Source organism: Nocardioides sp. 31GB23, assembly GCF_040012395.1.
GTDB lineage: Bacteria > Actinomycetota > Actinomycetes > Propionibacteriales > Nocardioidaceae > Nocardioides > Nocardioides salarius.
This window is the reverse complement of record NZ_JBDYKJ010000063.1, coordinates 13,107-28,766: the sequence shown is the minus strand read 5'-3', so window position 1 is coordinate 28,766 and position 15,660 is coordinate 13,107. Positions and strand designations below refer to the sequence as shown.

Below are 15,660 nucleotides of genomic sequence, written 5' to 3'. Positions count from 1 at the left end.
GGCCCGCCGACGTGGGGTCGGCGGGCCTGACGGGTGGATCAGCGGACCTTGAAGCGCAGCGTCTTCGAGGCCTGGTCGGTGGTGTCGTCACCCAGGTAGGTCACGACGACCTTCTTGCCGCCGGGGCGGCCGAAGGTCTTGGTGACCTTGATGACGACGCGCCCGTTGTCGTTGAGACGACCGGCGAAGGTCTGGCCGCCCGGGACACGGACACGAACCCGGCCCTCGGCTGCTTCCTCACCGACGCGGACGCGGGTGATGACCTTGATCTTCGTCTGGCGAGCAACAACCTTGCCCGGCTTGCGCTTCAGCGTCATGGCCGGCTCGGCCTTGAGCACCGGCAGGGTCGCGGTGACGCCCTGCTCGCTGGTGAGGGTGATCGAGTCACCGATCAGCTCGACCGGCACGTCGACCACGATGCTGGCGGCCCGGTCGACGACCGGGAACGTACCGAGCTCCTCGCCGCCACCAGTGACGGTCACCGAGGAGTCCTCGGGCGACCCGAGGGAGGTGAGCCCGAGCTTGGTCACCTCGATCGTCTCGCTGGCCCCGCCGTTGACGCCGCTGTCGTCGGTGTCGACGAGCATCTGGCGCTGGTCGTGGTCGGGGCTGATCGGCGAGCTCTCGGCGATGTAGTCACGGAAGAGCTCGGCGTCGCTGATCCCCGAGTCGGTGACCTCGGCGTTGCGGAAGGCGCGGAAGTTGTCGTTGCCCTCGGCCAGGAAGTTGAAGGTCGCGACCGAGTACGTCGCCTGCGGGTCGACCTCCTCACCGTCGATCTTGAGAGACAGGATGTGCTCGCCGGTCGGGGCAGTCGGGTCGGCCACGACGTCGACGTTCTCCGAGGCACCCAGCGCCAGGTAGGGACGGCTGGGCGTCGGGTCCTCCGGCGACTCGGCGGTCTGCCACTGCTGGTCGAAGATGGTGATCAGGTCGGCGCCGCTGAGCTCGGCGGTGACGATGGTGTTGCCGAAGGGCAGCACCGAGTTCGCCTCGGCGAAGGTGACGACACCGTCGGTGTTCTGCGGGTTCTCCGCGGTGTTGCCGGCGTACAGGAAGTCCGCACGCAGCCCGCCGGGGTTGGTCAGACCGATGTCGGGCTCGCCGAAGGGCAAACCGTCGAGAAGCGCCTGGGCAACCAGGTGCGACATGGCCGACTCCTCGGCGCGGTTGTCGCGCCCGCCGCCGGTCCACTCCCCGTCGACGTACGAGCCGCCGCCGAAGGCGGTGGTGATGTCGTCGGTGATCTCGCCGACCGGCTGGTTGCCGATCTCCTGGGAGAACTCGATGGCCGCGTCCGTGATCGTCTTGACCTCGGCGACCCGGGGGTAGGACAGGTCCTCCTCGGCGGCGCGGGCGACGTTCTGGCCGGCCGAAGCCGTGACGTCACCGCTCTCCGGGTCGACGCTGAGGTCGATCTGGCCGATGTTCTCGCCGTACGAACCGGTCTGCACGATCGGGCGCGTCGTGCCCGTCTCCCCAGGGACGGGAGCGTCCCAGGCGTACTGCTTGTGGGTGTGGCCGGTGAAGATGGCGTCGACCTCGGCGTCGGTGCTGTTGACGATCTCAGCGAAGGCTCCGCCGTTCGCGACCTCCTCCTCCAGCGTGGAGCCGTCCGGGACACCAGCGCCGGCACCCTCGTGGTACTCAGCCACGATCACGTCAGCCTCGCCGTTGGCGTCGTCGCCGTCGGACAGCTGGGCAGCGACACGGTTGACGGCCTCGACCGGGTCACCGAAGTCGAGGCCGGCGACGCCGCTCGAGCTGACCAGGGTGGGGGTCTCCTGGGTGACGGCGCCGATCACGCCCACCGTGACTCCGTTGACCTCGAAGGTGTCGTACTCGCGCAGGGCGGGTTCCTGGGTGCCCTCGGCATAGACGTTGGCGCCCAGGTAGCTCCAGTCGGCCAGGCCCGCCACGCGACCGGTCAGGTCGGCGAAGCCCTTGTCGAACTCGTGGTTGCCGACGGCGGAGGAGGCGAGCTCGAGGGCGTTGAGCACCTCGATGGTCGGCTCGTCGTCCTGCACGTTGGAGGCGAAGACCGACGCACCGATGTTGTCACCGGCCGAGAGGAACAAGGTGTTGGCCTCGCCCTTGTCGGCACGGATCTGCTCGATGGTCGTGGCGAACCTGGTGGTGTTGGCATCGATGCGACCGTGGAAGTCGTTGATGTTCAGCAGGGTGATCGACACCGGGTCCGCGGCGTACGCCGCGGTGGTGGTGGTGAGGGTCAGGGCGCTGGCGGCGAGGCCCAGCCCCAGCCCGACGGCGAGGGGACGGGTGGCCCGTCCCGCCAGGGTGCGAGATGACACGTGTGTGGGTCCTTACGGTTATCCGGATACGGCGAGCGCAACGTATCCGTCGTGAGGGCCTCAAATGCTTCCGGCACGTGAACCTTGGATGTCCAGACATCCCGAAAGCACAATCCGGTCAACCACTGCCACCGCGGGCGGCCACGACTCGGCAAGATCTCCCGTTGTCGGGTCGTGGCCGTTCGTGAAAGAGGGCTCTCAGCCCCGGGGGCCGCGCAGCGTGTGGCGCTGCCTCCACAGGTCGCGGAAGAACTCCCAGCCCGACCACAGGGTCAGCGCGACAGCCACGGCCAGCAGCACCTGGGCGAGGTAGAAGAGCACCTCGCCGGGCACCTCGAGCACGTCGGGCAGGTCGGGGTCGCGCAGCGGCAGGGTCAGCCCACCCAGCGCCAGCGCCTGCGCCGTGGTCTTCCACTTGCCCAGGTCCTTGGCGGCGATCACCACCCGCTTGGCGACCGAGAGGCGCATCAGGGTGACGCTCCACTCGCGCAGCAGCACCACGATCGTGACCCACCACCAGACGTCGCCCACGATGGCCAGGGCGATCAGGGCCATGCCGGTGATCGCCTTGTCGGCGATGGGGTCGGCGATCTTGCCGAAGTCGGTGACCAGGTTGCGGGCCCGCGCGATGTCGCCGTCGATCTTGTCGGTGATCATGGCGAGCGCGAAGATCACGTAGGCCACGGTGCGCCAGGTCGCGGAGTCGCCGCCGTCGACCAGCAGCGCGGCGCCGAAGAACGGCACCATCACGATGCGCAGCGTCGTCAGCGCGTTGGGCAGGTTCCAGTTGCTCGGGCGCGTCGACTGCGCGGCGCCCGACCGCTCGCTGGTGGGCTCGGTCATCGGATCTCCTCGGCGATCAGGTCGACGCCGTCGGTGCCGGTCACCACGGCCGGCACCAAGTCGCCGATGCGCAGCCCAGCGGACTCGGGCAGGTAGGTGGTGCCGTCGACCTCGGGGCCCTGGTGGGCCGCACGGCCGGAGGCCAGCGGGTCGCCGTCCTCGTCGAGCAGGGCCTCGACGAGCACCTCGACGCGCTCGCCGACGCGCTCCTCGGCGCGCTCGGAGTTGAGCTGCTCGACCAGGGCGGTGACGTGCTCGGTGCGCGCGCGCACCTCGTCCTCGTCGAGCTTGCCGTCGAGGCGGGCCGCCTCGGTGCCGTCCTCGTCGGAGTAGCCGAAGACCCCGGTGACGTCCATCCGGGCGGCGACCAGGAAGTCGCACAGCGTCTCGAGGTCGTCCTCGCTCTCGCCGGGGAAGCCGACGATGACGTTGGAGCGCACCCCGGCCAGCGGCGCGAACGAGCGGACCTGCTCGAGCAGGCCCAGGAAGCTCTCCGGGTCGCCGAAGCGGCGCATCCGGCGCAGCACGGCGTTGCTGGCGTGCTGGAAGGAGAGGTCGAAGTAGGGCACCACGCCGGGCGTCGTGGCGATCGCCTCGATCAGCCCCGGGCGGGTCTCGGCGGGCTGCAGGTAGGAGACCCGCACCCGCTCCACGCCCTCGATGGCGGCCAGCTCGGGCAGCATCGTCTCGAGCAGGCGCAGGTCGCCGAGGTCCTTGCCGTAGGACGTGGAGTTCTCCGAGACCAGGAACAGCTCGCGCACCCCCTGGGTGGCCAGCCACCGCCCCTCGGTCAGCACGTCGGCCGGCCGGCGCGAGACGAAGGAGCCCCGGAAGGCGGGGATCGCGCAGAACGAGCAGCGGCGGTCGCATCCCGAGGCCAGCTTGAGCGGCGCCATCGGCCCCGAGTCGAGGCGACGGCGTACGGCGCGCGGGCCGGTCGCGGGCCCGCCCTGGCCGACCGTGGTGACGTCGCCGTGGCCGGGCACGGCCAGCTCGGTCGCGGCCCGCTCGACCGGGCTGATCGGCAGCAGCCGGCGCCGGTCCTGGGGCGTGTGCGCCTCGTGGGTCTCCCCCGCCACGATCGAGCGCAGCCGCGCCGCGATCTCGGGGTAGTCGTCGAAGCCCAGCACGGCGTCGGCCTCGGGCAGCGACTCGGCCAGGTCCTTGCCGTAGCGCTCGGCCAGGCAGCCGACGGCCACGACCGCCTGCGCCTTGCCGCCGTGCTCGGTCTTGAGGTCGGCGGCCTGGAGCAGGGTGTCGACGGAGTCCTTCTTGGCGGCCTCGACGAAGCCGCAGGTGTTGACCACGACCGTGTCGGCCTCGGAGGCGTCGTCGACGAGCCGGAACCCGCCGGCCTCGAGGCGGCCGGCGAGCTCCTCGGAGTCGACCTCGTTGCGCGCGCAGCCGAGGGTCACCATCGCCACCGACAGCAGGTCGGGGGCGGTGGTCTGGTCAGGGGCGGCGGGTGTCTGGGTGCTCATGGCTGTCGTCGAGTATGGCCGCCCGGCACCCGGCCGCGCGAACCAGCGCTCACCGGTCGGCGACGAAGGTGTTCTGCGCCTCCTGGCCGGTGCTGCCCAGCGCGCCCTGCTCGACGCCGTCGACGCTGACCTCGAGCGAGCCGTCGCTGGACTGCACGCGCACCGGCTGGGAGACCTTGGTCAGCACCTTGGTCTCGCCGAAGGCCAGCGAGCCCTTGTAGACCAGCTCGTTGGCACCGTCGCGGACCACGACCTCGGCACCGCCGCCGGCAGCCGTCAGCACCACCGGCACCGGCTCACCGGCGGTGGTGGACCCGGCCGTCGAGAGCTGCGGGACGGGGTCGCGAAGCTCGACGGGGCTGTCGGTGATCAGCCGCGCGACCGACCAGGCCAGCACCAGCGCCATCACCGCGGCGATCAGCACCGACCAGTTCGGCCCGCCGCGGGTGGCGCGGATGGCGCCGCCCGAGCCGAGCTCGGCCTCGAAGACGCGACGCGGGTTGATCGGGGCGTCGGCGTACCGCTCGTCGTAGTGGGCCAGCAGGGGCGTCACGTCGGTGCCCAGCACCCGCGCGAGGGTGCGCAGGTGGCCGCGGGCGTAGAAGTCGCCGCCGCAGGGCGCGAAGTCGTCGACCTCGATCGACTCGATGACGTGCGGGCGGATGCGGGTGCGGTCGGCCAGCTGGTCGACGCTGAGCCCCAGCCGGGTGCGAGCAGCGGCCAGCTCGGGGCCGATGACCGGATCGGCGGCGGGCTCACCGAGGTCGTCGAGCACGATCGGCTCGACCGGCGAGCCCTCGGTGGCGATCGGGCGGACCCGCTCGTCGCGCTGGCTCCACTGCACGGTGTCCTCGACCAGCGACACGCTGCCGGGGCGGCGCAGCTCGCGGGCCTCGGGCAGCCGCACGGCGGTGTCGGATCCCTCCGAGTCGTGGGTGTCGAGGCGCAGCGCGTTGGCGCCGAAGACCTGGGTCTGGTCCTGGTCGGGGCGCGCCAGGCTCACGTCGCTGCGGATCTCGGCGCGCACGGCCGTGACCGGGTCGCGCAGCGCCGCCGGGGTGGCGCTGGCGTACGACGCCGCCGGCTCCAGCACCGGCCGGGCCTCCCCCGCCGACGCGCCGCCGGGGCGGAACCGGTCGGGCAGCCCGGAGGCGACACGGCCGATCGCCTGGGCCAGCAGCGGGCGCGGGTCGGGCAGGCGGTGCGCGGCGGGCTCGGTGGTCTCGTCGGTGTCGGTGTCGGTGTCGGTGTGGAGCACCGGGTCCGGCTGGACCTCGGGCTGGAGCTCGGGCTGGACCTCGGGCTGGTCGGCGAGCGGCGCCTCAGCCTCCAGGTCGCCCCGGGCCGCGGCCCACTCGTCCTCGTCGACGTACTCGTAGCCCTCGATCTGGACGACCTCGGTGGCGCCGTCGGCCAGCTCGTCGAGCGCCGCGACCAGGTCGGAGCCCTCGGGCACCCCGGTCACGGTGGTGGCCAGGGCCAGCGGCACGCTGCGCGGCTCGTCCTCGCCCGCCAGCACGTCGAGCGAGCCGTCGCGCCAGAAGCGGCGGCGCGCGAGCACCTCGACCGCGTCGATGTCGCTCCAGGGCAGGCCGTGCCAGCTGCGGCCGCGCCGCAGCCGCACGCCGTGCTCGTCGGCGACGAAGAGCGGCGCCCGGCTGTCGGCCAGCGTCGCGAGGTGCACCGCGGCGATCGCGCCCACCAGGGTGAGCAGCGCCCAGTCGAGGGCGCTGCCGCCCCCGGCGACGCGCACGACGTACGCCGCCGCCACCAGGGTGGCCACGACGCCGAGGCCGGCCGCGACACGCACGTCACGGCGCACCTCGACGGTGCGCTGCTCGGCCTCGACCTGGGTCTCGGCCTGGCTCTCGGTCTGGGTCTCGGTCATGGTCGGGTCCATCTGGTCCTCGCTCACATCTCCCCCTGCAGGGTCGCGATCAGGCCGTCGACCTCGTCGGGCTTGATCAGCACGTCACGGGCCTTGGAGCCCTCGGAGGGACCGACCACGCCACGGGACTCCAGGATGTCCATGAGGCGGCCGGCCTTGGCGAAGCCCACGCGGAGCTTGCGCTGCAGCATCGAGGTGGAGCCGAACTGGGTCGAGACGACCAGCTCGATCGCCTGGATGACCAGGTCCATGTCGTCGCCGATGTCGTCGTCGAGGTCGCGCTTGGCGGCCGCCGGGGCGGTCACGTCCTCGCGGTAGGTCGGCTCCAGCTGGGTCTTGCAGTGCTGCACGACCTGCGCGATCTCGGCCTCGGTGACCCAGGAGCCCTGCACACGCACGGCCTTGGAGGCCCCCATGGGCAGGAACAGCCCGTCACCCTGGCCGACCAGCTTCTCCGCACCCGGCTGGTCGAGGATGACCCGGCTGTCGGAGAGGCTCGAGGTGGCGAAGGCCAGCCGGCTCGGCACGTTGGCCTTGATCAGGCCGGTGACCACGTCGACGCTGGGGCGCTGGGTGGCCAGCACCAGGTGGATGCCGGCCGCTCGGGCCAGCTGGGTGATCCGCACGACCGCGTCCTCGACGTCGCGGGGGGCGACCATCATCAGGTCGGCGAGCTCGTCGACGATCACCAGCAGGTAGGGGTAGGGCGAGAGCTCGCGCTCGCTGCCCGGGGGCACCTCCACCTTGCCGGCGCGCACCGCCTTGTTGAAGTCGTCGATGTGGCGGAAGCCGAAGTTGGCCAGGTCGTCGTAGCGCATGTCCATCTCGCGCACGACCCAGGCCAGCGCCTCGGCGGCCTTCTTGGGGTTGGTGATGATCGGGGTGATCAGGTGCGGCACGCCCTCGTAGGCGTTGAGCTCGACCCGCTTGGGGTCGACCATGATCATCCGGACCTCGTCGGGCGTGGAGCGCATCAGGATCGAGGTGATCATCGAGTTGATGAACGACGACTTGCCCGAGCCGGTGGCACCGGCCACCAGCAGGTGCGGCATCTTCGCCAGGTTGGCGACGACGAAGCCGCCCTCCACGTCCTTGCCCAGGCCGCAGACCATCGGGTGGTGGTCGCTGCGGGCCGTGCCAGAGCGCAGCACGTCGCCGAGGCTGACGATCTCCTTGTCGATGTTGGGGATCTCGATGCCGATCGCGGACTTGCCCGGGATCGGGCTGAGGATCCGAACGTCGGCCGAGGCGACGGCGTACGCGATGTTCTTGCTGAGCGCGGTGACCTTCTCGACCTTGATGCCGGCGCCGAGCTCGACCTCGTAGCGGGTGACCGTGGGCCCCCGGGTGTAGCCGGTGACCTGGGCGTCGATGCCGAACTCGTCGAGCACGTTGGTCAGGCGGGCGACGACGTCGTCGCTGGCCTTCGAGCGGGCCTTGTGCACCGAGCCGGGCTTGAGCACCTCGTTGGCCGGCAGCGAGTAGGTGATGTCGCCCGAGAGCGAGAGCTGCTCGACGCGCGGCGGCAGCGGCGAGTGCGGCGGCGGCTCGAGCTCCTCCTTGGCGGCCTTGGGCTCGGGCACGACCGGGGCGGGGGCGAAGATGTCCACCCCGACGCTGCTGTCCTCGCGCTCGCCGCGCGCGGCCTGCTGCTCGACGGTGAGGTCCTCGTCCATCGCCACGTCGAGGGCGTCGCGCTCCCGCTTGCGCTTGCGCTTGTCGATCTCGCGGTCGCTGAGCACCGGGGTGTCGTACGCCGGGTCGCCCATGTCGGGGTCGATCTCGTCGTCCTCGCGGCGCGAGCGACCGCGCGGGGCGCGCTCGTCGTCGTCGAGGTGGCGGCCCAGGGCCTGGTCGCGCAGGGCCGCGAGCTTGTCGGGCACCTGGTAGACGGGGGTGGCGGTGACGACCAGCACGCCGAACGCCACGAGCATCAGCAGCAGCGGCACCACGACGTACGTCGAGCGCAGCAGGTCGAGCAGCAGCGAGGAGACGACGTAGCCCACCGCTCCCCCGCCGGCCTGCAGCGGGGTCGCGTCGCCGGCGACCGGCTGCGGGCTGCCGTTGGCGATGTGCACGATCCCGAGCAGGCCGAAGGCCAGCGCGGTCCACCCGATGACCTGACGGCCCGCGGGGCCGTTGCTGACCGGGTCGCGCATGGTGCGCCAGCCGACCCAGACCAGGGCCATCGGCACGAACCAGCCGAGCTTGCCGACGGAGCCGGCGACGGCGGTGCGCACCGGGTCGGTGACCGGGCTCTGGATCTGGAACCACACCGCCCCCGCGGTCACGACCGCCAGCGCCAGCAGCAGCAGGCCGGCGCCGTCACGACGGTGCTCGGGGTCGAGGTCGCGGGCGCTGCGCCCGATCCCCCGGGCCAGCGCGCCCACGCCGTGGGCCACGGCCAGCCACACCGCCCCGATCCCGCGCGCCACCGCGCCCAGCGTGAGCAGCACCGGGCTGGGCCCGCTGCGCACCGCGCGAGGGGCCGGCCGCTTGGCCGTGCTCTTCTTCTTGGTCGTCGGGGTGCGCTTGGAGCTCGACGGGCGCTTGCCGGTCGAGCTCGCGCGCGCAGCGCTGGTGGTGGAGGTACTCCGAGGTCGGGTGCTTGAGCTGCCGGACCGGGTCGAGGACCCGTTCGTGGACGTGCTCGTGCTCCGCGACCCCGGCGGGGAAGACGTACGGGTCGCCATGCTGGCCACCCTAGGGGAACGCCTCACCAGTCCCAGGGATTAACACTCGCCCCACCCTCACGTGTCGCTTGAGGGTTTTGCACGAGCAGCTCGGGGCGAGGCACGAGCCCCGAGCGTGGGCTCGGCAGGTCGAGCAAGCCCCGCGGCCGAGGAACGAGGCCGCGACGGGCGGGTCGAGACCACCCGACCCACCGACGAGGCACGAGCCCCAGCGGCGATCAGGACTCGATGACCACCGGGATGATCATCGGGCGGCGCCGGTGGGTGCTGGACACCCAGCGGCCGATGACGCGGCGCACGGTCTGCTGCAGCTGGTAGGTGTCGGTGCTGCCCTCGGCCACGGCGAGGTCGAGCGCCTCGATGATGGCCGGCTTGACCTCCTCGAGGCTGGCGGCGTCGATGGCGTTGCCGCGGGCGTGGATCTCGGGACCGCTGGCGACCTTGCCGGTGACCGAGTCCATCACCACGATCACGGAGATGAACCCCTCCTCTCCGAGGATCCGCCGGTCCTTGAGGTCCGACTCGGTGACGTCGCCGACCGAGGAGCCGTCGACGTAGACGTAGCCGCAGTCGACCTTGCCGACCACCTGGGCCACCCCGTCGACCAGGTCGACGACCACGCCGTCCTCGGCGACCACGACGTTGGGCACGCCCGTCATCCGGGCCAGCGCGGCGTTGGCCTGCATGTGCCGGATCTCGCCGTGCACCGGCAGCACGTTGCGCGGCTGCACGATGTTGTAGCAGTAGAGCAGCTCGCCGGCGCTGGCGTGCCCGCTGACGTGCACCATCGCGTTGCCCTTGTGCACGACGTTGGCGCCCCAGCGGGCCAGCCCGTTGATGACCCGGTAGACGGCGTTCTCGTTGCCGGGGATCAGGCTCGAGGCGAGCAGGACGGTGTCGCCCTCCTCGATGTGCACGATGTTGTGGTTGCGCTGCGCGATCCGCGCCAGCGCGCTCATCGGCTCGCCCTGCGAGCCGGTCGAGATCAGCACCTGGTGCTCGGCCGGCAGCTGCGCGAGCTGCTTGGCCTCCACCACCGTGTTGGGCGGCACCTTGAGGTAGCCCAGGTCGCGGGCGATGCCCATGTTGCGCACCATCGAGCGCCCCACCCACGCCACCTGGCGCTCGTGGGCGTACGCCGCGTCGAGGACCTGCTGGACCCGGTGGATGTGGGAGGCGAAGCAGGCCACGATGATGCGCTGCTCGGAGTCGCGGAACACCTGGTCGATCACGGGGGTGATCGCCTTCTCGGTCGGGGTGAACCCCGGCGTCTCGGCGTTGGTGGAGTCGGTGAGGAAGAGGTCGACCCCCTCCTCCCCCAGCCTGGCGAAGGCCCGCAGGTCGGTGATCCGCCCGTCGAGGGGCAGCTGGTCCATCTTGAAGTCGCCGGTGTGCAGCACGGTGCCGGCGCTGGTGCGGATCGCCACGGCCAGCGCGTCGGGGATGGAGTGGTTGACCGCGACGAACTCGAGGTCGAAGGGCCCGAAGCTGATCCGGTCGCCCTCCCTGACCACGTGGTGCACGGTCTCGCGCAGCCGGTGCTCGCGCAGCTTGGAGCCCAGCAGCGCCAGGGTCAGCTCGGAGCCGACGAGCGGGATGTCCTCGCGCTCGCGCAGCAGGTAGGGCGTGGCCCCGATGTGGTCCTCGTGCCCGTGGGTGAGCACCAGGGCCTCGACGGTGTCGAGGCGGTCCCTGATCGAGGACCAGTCGGGCAGGATCAGGTCGACGCCGGGCTGGTGGTCCTCGGGGAAGAGCACCCCGCAGTCGACGATGAGCAGGCGGCCCTGGTGCTCGAAGGCGGTCATGTTGCGACCGACCTCGCCGAGCCCGCCGAAGGGGATCACGCGCAGCCCGTGGTCGGGCAGGGCCGGTGGCGCGGACAGCTCGGGGTGGGGGTGGGACATGCAGGTCCTGTCTGGTGGTCAGGCCTCGGTCGCGCTGGCCGGCAGGAGCCCGGCCGCCGCGAGGCCGACGCGCAGCGCCTCGACCTCGGTGTCGTCGAGCGCGACCAGGGGCGCGCGGACGTGGCGGTTCTCGAGCACGCCCAGCAGCTGCAGCGCGGCCTTGGCGGTGGTGGCTCCGTAGTTGGCGACGCCCATGACGGCGTCGATCGCGGGGAGCATCCGCGTGAAGATCTCGAGGGCGGCGGCGTTGTCGCCGCGCGCGTGCGCGTCGGCCATCGCCCGCAGCTCGCGGCCGGCGACGTGGCCCACGACGCTGACGACGCCGACGGCGCCGTGCGCCAGGTAGCCGAGGTTCGCCTCGTCGTCGCCGGAGTAGACGGCGTAGCCCATCTGGCCCAGCCGGACCGCGCGCACGAGGTCGCCGACGGCGTCCTTGACCGCGACGACCCGGTCCCAGGCGATGGCCTGCTCGTAGGTCTCCATGGCGATCGTGGTGCCGGTGCGGCCGGGCACGTCGTAGAGCATCACGGGCAGGTCGGCCGACTCCACGACGGTGCGGAAGTGGTGCAGCACGCCGGCCTGGCCGGGCTTGTTGTAGTACGGGGTGACCAGCAGGATGCCGTCGACGCCGATCTTCTCGGCCTGCTGGGCCAGCTCGACCGAGTGCGCGGTGGCGTTGGTGCCGACGCCGGCGACCACGACCGCGCGCTCGCCCACGGCGTCCTTGACGGCGGCGAGGATCCTGCCGTCCTCGGCCACCGTCGTGGTCGGCGACTCACCGGTCGTGCCCGAGACCACGACGCCGTCGTTGCCGTGCTCGACCAGGTGCGTGGCGATGCGCGCGGTGGCGTCGAGGTCGACCGACCCGTCCGCGTGGAACGCGGTGGCCATCGCGGTCAGGACTCGGCCGAACGGCGCGGGGTTCGGCGCGGGGGTCGAGGTCATGGGAGCAGGTTATCGCTGGTTTCGAGACGGTCGCTGCGCGACCTCCTCAACCGAGGTGCGGGGCGCCCTGCTCAACCGACCTGCGGCACGACCTGCTCGGCCACGAGCCGCAGGTGGTCGAGGTCGCCCAGGTCGAGGGTCTGCAGGTAGAGGCGGGTCTGGCCGGAGCCGGCGTAGCGCCCGATCGTGTCGACGACCTCCTCGACGGTGCCGGCCAGACCGTTCTCGCGCAGCTCGTCGGGGTCGCGACCGATGGCCGCCGCGCGGCGAGCCACGTCGGCCTCGGTCTCGCCCACGCACAGCACGAGCGCGCTGGAGTAGACGAGCGAGGCCGGGTCGCGGTCGACGGCCTCGCAGGCGGCCCGCACCCTGTCGTGCTGCTCGAGGCCCTCCTCGAAGGGGACGAACGGCAGGTTGAACTCGTCGGCGTACGCCGCCGCGAGCGCCGGTGTGCGCTTCTTGCCGCGCCCGCCGATGAGCACCGGCGGCCCGCCCCGGTGGCCGTCGCGCTGCACCGGCTTGGGGAGGCCCGGGGAGTCGAGCACCGTGTGGTGCCGGCCCTCGTAGGTGAAGCCGCCCTCGGTGGACCACAGCCCGGTCACGACCGCCAGCTGCTCCTCGAAGCGGTCGAACCGCTCGCCCACCGCCGGGAACGGGATCGCGTACTTCTGGTGCTCGGCCTCGAACCAGCCGGCACCGAGACCGAGCTCGACCCGCCCGCCGCTCATCTGGTCGACGTTGGCCACCGAGATCGCGAGCGGACCCGGGTGACGGAAGGTGGCGCTGGTCATCATGGTGCCGAGCCGGATGGTGCTGGTCTCGCGAGCGAGCCCGGCCAGCGTGATCCAGGCGTCGCTCGGCCCCGGCAACCCCTCGGTGCCCATGCCCAGGTAGTGGTCGGAGCGGAAGAACGCCCCGAACCCCAGTCGTTCGGCCTCCTGGGCCACCCTCAGCAGGTCGTCGTAGGTGGCGCCCTGCTGGGGCTCGGTGAAGATGCGCAGCTCCATGGGGCCAGCCTGCCACCCGCCCGCCGCCGGCGCCCCGCTGCCGCCCCACGACCTCTCCCCGCGAGTTCGTCGACCGGTTGATCAACGGACCCGGCCGTTGATCAACCGGTCGACGAACCCAGGAGGGGGTCAGTGCGGGCGGGGTGCCGCCGACGGGCCGAGGGCGCGCAGGGCGGGCAGCACGTGGTGCTCGAGCATCGGCGCCAGGTCGGCGTGGCCGTCGCCGTCGAGCGACATCCACCGCAGCTCCGCGATCTCGGCGGCCGCACGCGGCTCCCCCGGCAGCACGGCGGTGAAGACGGTGGAGTGCAGCTGGCGTCCCGGCTCGTTGGCGGCCGGCGCCAGGTAGACGCCCAGCGGCACGAGCGCGCCGGGCCCGCCCACGTCGAGGCCGACCTCCTCGCGGGTCTCGCGCACCGCGGCGTCGTACGCCGACTCGCCGGGCTCGGGCTTGCCGCCGACGAGCATGAAGCGCGCGGTGCCGCGCTTGCGCACGGTGAGCACCTGCTCGTCGCGCACGAAGGCGACCGCCGCGACGACGATCATCGGGTGATCACCGGGCGGTCACCGGGGGCGAGCGCCCGGTCGACGGCAGCCTCGCAGTGCAGCCGGGTGGTCGCGAAGAGCCGCGCGCCGGCAGGGCGTGTGGACGGGTCGAGCAGCAGCTCGATCTCGGTGCAGCCCAGCACCACGGCCTCGCAGCCGTCGTCGACCAGCGCGGCGACCACCCGCTCGTACTCGCGCCGCGACTGCTCGCGCACGACGCCACGGCACAGCTCGTCGTAGATGACCGTGTCGACGAGCCGCCGGTCGTCGGCGCCCGGCACCACCACGTCGAGCCCGTGCCCGCGCAGCCGGTCGAGGTAGAAGTCCTGCTCCATGGTGAACCGGGTGCCGAGCAGCCCGACCCGGCGCACGCCCGCCCCGGTGACGACCGCGGCCGTGGCGTCGGCCAGGTGCAGCAGGTCGATGCCCACGGCCGCCTGCACCCGGTCGGCGACCTTGTGCATCGTGTTGGTGCACAGCACCAGGAAGTCGGCGCCACCCGCCTGGAGCACCCGGGCCTCGCGGACCAGCAGCGCGGCCGCGTCGTCCCAGCGCCCCTGCGCCTGCATCTGCTCGACCACCGCGAAGTCGACCGAGGCCAGCAGCAGGTCGGCGGAGTGCAGCCCGCCGAGGCGCTCGGCCACCATGGTGTTGAGCAGCCGGTAGTACTCGGCCGTCGACTCCCAGCTCATGCCGCCGATCAGCCCGATGCGCCTCACCGACGCTCCCACCAGACCCAGTCGAGGCCCAGGTCGGGCCGGTGCTCGCGGCGGGTCTCGGTCCACTCGTCGAGGGGGAACACCGGGTAGGTCGCGTCGCCGGCAGGCTCGAGGTCGACCTCGGTCAGCACCTGGTGGGTCGCGAGCGGGAGCGCCAGGCGGTAGATCTCCCCTCCCCCGGCGACGACCACGTCGCCCGGCAGGTCGGCGGCGACCCCGAGCGCCTCGTCGAGGCTGCGCACCACGCGCACGTCGTCGAACCCGGGGTCGAACGACGGGTCGCGGGTCAGCACGACCGTGGTGCGGCCCGGCAGCGGGCGCCCGATCGAGTCCCAGGTGCGCCGGCCCATCACCAGGACGTGGCCGAGCGTCTCGCGCTTGAAGTGGGCGAAGTCCTCGGAGATGCGCCACGGGATGTCGCCGTCGGCACCGATGACGCGGTTGCGGGCGTACGCCGCGACCAGCACGACGCGCTGGTCGGTGCGGGGAGCGGGCGTCATACGGCGATCGGGGCCTTGATCACCGGGTGCGGGTCGTAGCCCTCGAGCGTGACGTGCTCGAGCTCGAAGGCGTCGATCTCGGTGACCGCGGGGTCCAGGCGCAGCGTCGGCAGCGGCCGGGGCTCGCGGGTCAGCTGCAGGCGGGCCTGGTCGAGGTGGTTGGTGTAGAGGTGCGCGTCGCCCAGGGTGTGCACGAAGTCGCCGACCTCGAGCCCGGTGACCTGGGCGACCATGTGGGTCAGCAGCGCGTAGGAGGCGATGTTGAACGGCACGCCGAGGAAGGTGTCGGCCGAGCGCTGGTAGAGCTGGCACGACAGCCGGCCCGGGCCGCCGTCGGGCGAGGGCGCGACGTAGAACTGGAAGAGCGTGTGGCAGGGCGGCAGCGCCATGTCGTCGACGTCGGCGACGTTCCAGGCCGAGACGATGTGGCGCCGCGAGTCGGGGTTGGTGCGGATCTGCTCGACGACCTTGGCGAGCTGGTCGACGTGACCACCGTCGGGCGTGGGCCACGAGCGCCACTGGTGGCCGTAGACCGGGCCGAGGTCGCCGGCCTCGTCGGCCCACTCGTCCCAGATGCTGATGCCGCGCTCCTGCAGCCACGCGACGTTGGTGTCACCGCGCAGGAACCACAGCAGCTCGCCGAAGACCGAGCGGGTGTGCACCTTCTTGGTGGTCACCAGGGGGAAGCCCTGGCGCAGGTCGAAGCGCATCTGGTGGCCGAAGACGCTGAGCGTGCCGGTGCCGGTGCGGTCGGACTTCTCGACGCCCTCGTCGAGGATCCGCTGGAGGAGGTGGAGGTAGGCCTGCACGCCCCGACCCTAG

At 72.2% G+C, this 15,660-nt stretch carries 13 protein-coding genes; 1 reads left to right on the top strand and 12 read right to left on the bottom strand.

The features are described 5' to 3' along the window. Positions 1–38 precede the first annotated feature (38 nt). From ABKW28_RS17820 to ABKW28_RS17800, 5 genes are all read right to left on the bottom strand, one after another. Entirely contained in the window at positions 39–2,312 is a 2,274-nt protein-coding gene (locus ABKW28_RS17820) for a bifunctional UDP-sugar hydrolase/5'-nucleotidase (protein WP_193669281.1), read from the bottom strand. A gap of 198 nt (positions 2,313–2,510) precedes the next feature. Then, positions 2,511–3,155: a CDP-diacylglycerol--glycerol-3-phosphate 3-phosphatidyltransferase gene (gene pgsA, locus ABKW28_RS17815; RefSeq protein ID WP_348612104.1), complete on the bottom strand. Its 645-nt coding sequence runs from the start codon at positions 3,153–3,155 to the stop codon at positions 2,511–2,513. After that, positions 3,152–4,636 carry a 30S ribosomal protein S12 methylthiotransferase RimO gene (gene rimO / locus ABKW28_RS17810; protein ID WP_348612102.1) on the bottom strand — a complete coding sequence of 495 codons (1,485 nt, stop codon included), beginning with the start codon at positions 4,634–4,636 and terminating at the stop codon, positions 3,152–3,154. Before rimO ends, pgsA begins: the two co-directional genes overlap by 4 nt. 49 nt (positions 4,637–4,685) lie before the next feature. After that, positions 4,686–6,551 (bottom strand): helix-turn-helix domain-containing protein, encoded by a 1,866-nt coding sequence (locus tag ABKW28_RS17805; protein WP_348612100.1) that lies wholly within the window; start codon positions 6,549–6,551, stop codon positions 4,686–4,688. Further along, positions 6,548–8,968: a DNA translocase FtsK 4TM domain-containing protein gene (locus tag ABKW28_RS17800; protein WP_348612110.1), complete on the bottom strand. Its 2,421-nt coding sequence runs from the start codon at positions 8,966–8,968 to the stop codon at positions 6,548–6,550. The genes ABKW28_RS17805 and ABKW28_RS17800 overlap by 4 nt, the downstream gene beginning before the upstream one ends. A gap of 52 nt (positions 8,969–9,020) precedes the next feature. Here ABKW28_RS17800 and ABKW28_RS17795 point away from each other — a divergent pair, with 52 nt between their 5' ends. Further along, entirely contained in the window at positions 9,021–9,260 is a 240-nt protein-coding gene (locus ABKW28_RS17795; protein ID WP_227491813.1) for a hypothetical protein, read from the top strand. 175 nt (positions 9,261–9,435) lie between these two features. Here the strand turns inward: ABKW28_RS17795 and ABKW28_RS17790 are convergent, their stop codons facing one another. The 7 genes from ABKW28_RS17790 to ABKW28_RS17760 all read right to left on the bottom strand — a co-directional run bounded on the left by ABKW28_RS17790 (position 9,436) and on the right by ABKW28_RS17760 (position 15,647). Continuing rightward, positions 9,436–11,121, bottom strand: coding sequence for a ribonuclease J (locus tag ABKW28_RS17790; RefSeq protein WP_348612098.1), 1,686 nt, complete (start codon positions 11,119–11,121; stop codon positions 9,436–9,438). 18 nt (positions 11,122–11,139) lie between these two features. Next, on the bottom strand, positions 11,140–12,066 hold the full coding sequence (gene dapA / locus ABKW28_RS17785; protein ID WP_193669275.1) for a 4-hydroxy-tetrahydrodipicolinate synthase: 927 nt from the start codon (positions 12,064–12,066) through the stop codon (positions 11,140–11,142). A gap of 71 nt (positions 12,067–12,137) precedes the next feature. Continuing rightward, complete coding sequence (locus tag ABKW28_RS17780) at positions 12,138–13,073, bottom strand: LLM class F420-dependent oxidoreductase (RefSeq protein ID WP_348612096.1); 936 nt, start codon at positions 13,071–13,073, stop codon at positions 12,138–12,140. A gap of 129 nt (positions 13,074–13,202) precedes the next feature. Further along, positions 13,203–13,619, bottom strand: coding sequence for an NUDIX domain-containing protein (locus tag ABKW28_RS17775; protein ID WP_348612093.1), 417 nt, complete (start codon positions 13,617–13,619; stop codon positions 13,203–13,205). Continuing rightward, positions 13,616–14,338, bottom strand: coding sequence for an aspartate/glutamate racemase family protein (locus tag ABKW28_RS17770; protein WP_348612090.1), 723 nt, complete (start codon positions 14,336–14,338; stop codon positions 13,616–13,618). The genes ABKW28_RS17775 and ABKW28_RS17770 overlap by 4 nt, the downstream gene beginning before the upstream one ends. Further along, positions 14,335–14,838, bottom strand: a complete 504-nt coding sequence (locus ABKW28_RS17765) for a dihydrofolate reductase (RefSeq protein ID WP_348612087.1) — start codon at positions 14,836–14,838, stop codon at positions 14,335–14,337. The genes ABKW28_RS17770 and ABKW28_RS17765 overlap by 4 nt, the downstream gene beginning before the upstream one ends. Next, positions 14,835–15,647 carry a thymidylate synthase gene (locus ABKW28_RS17760; RefSeq protein ID WP_193669271.1) on the bottom strand — a complete coding sequence of 271 codons (813 nt, stop codon included), beginning with the start codon at positions 15,645–15,647 and terminating at the stop codon, positions 14,835–14,837. Before ABKW28_RS17760 ends, ABKW28_RS17765 begins: the two co-directional genes overlap by 4 nt. Positions 15,648–15,660: the final 13 nt, after the last annotated feature.

Coding starts and splice junctions, on each gene's coding strand:
- pgsA (WP_348612104.1), bottom strand. CDS start 3,155: ATGACCGAGCCCACCAGCGAGCGGTCGGGCGCCGCGCAGTCGACGCGC.
- ABKW28_RS17765 (WP_348612087.1), bottom strand. CDS start 14,838: ATGACGCCCGCTCCCCGCACCGACCAGCGCGTCGTGCTGGTCGCGGCG.
- dapA (WP_193669275.1), bottom strand. CDS start 12,066: ATGACCTCGACCCCCGCGCCGAACCCCGCGCCGTTCGGCCGAGTCCTG.
- ABKW28_RS17790 (WP_348612098.1), bottom strand. CDS start 11,121: ATGTCCCACCCCCACCCCGAGCTGTCCGCGCCACCGGCCCTGCCCGAC.
- rimO (WP_348612102.1), bottom strand. CDS start 4,636: ATGAGCACCCAGACACCCGCCGCCCCTGACCAGACCACCGCCCCCGAC.
- ABKW28_RS17775 (WP_348612093.1), bottom strand. CDS start 13,619: ATGATCGTCGTCGCGGCGGTCGCCTTCGTGCGCGACGAGCAGGTGCTC.
- ABKW28_RS17780 (WP_348612096.1), bottom strand. CDS start 13,073: ATGGAGCTGCGCATCTTCACCGAGCCCCAGCAGGGCGCCACCTACGAC.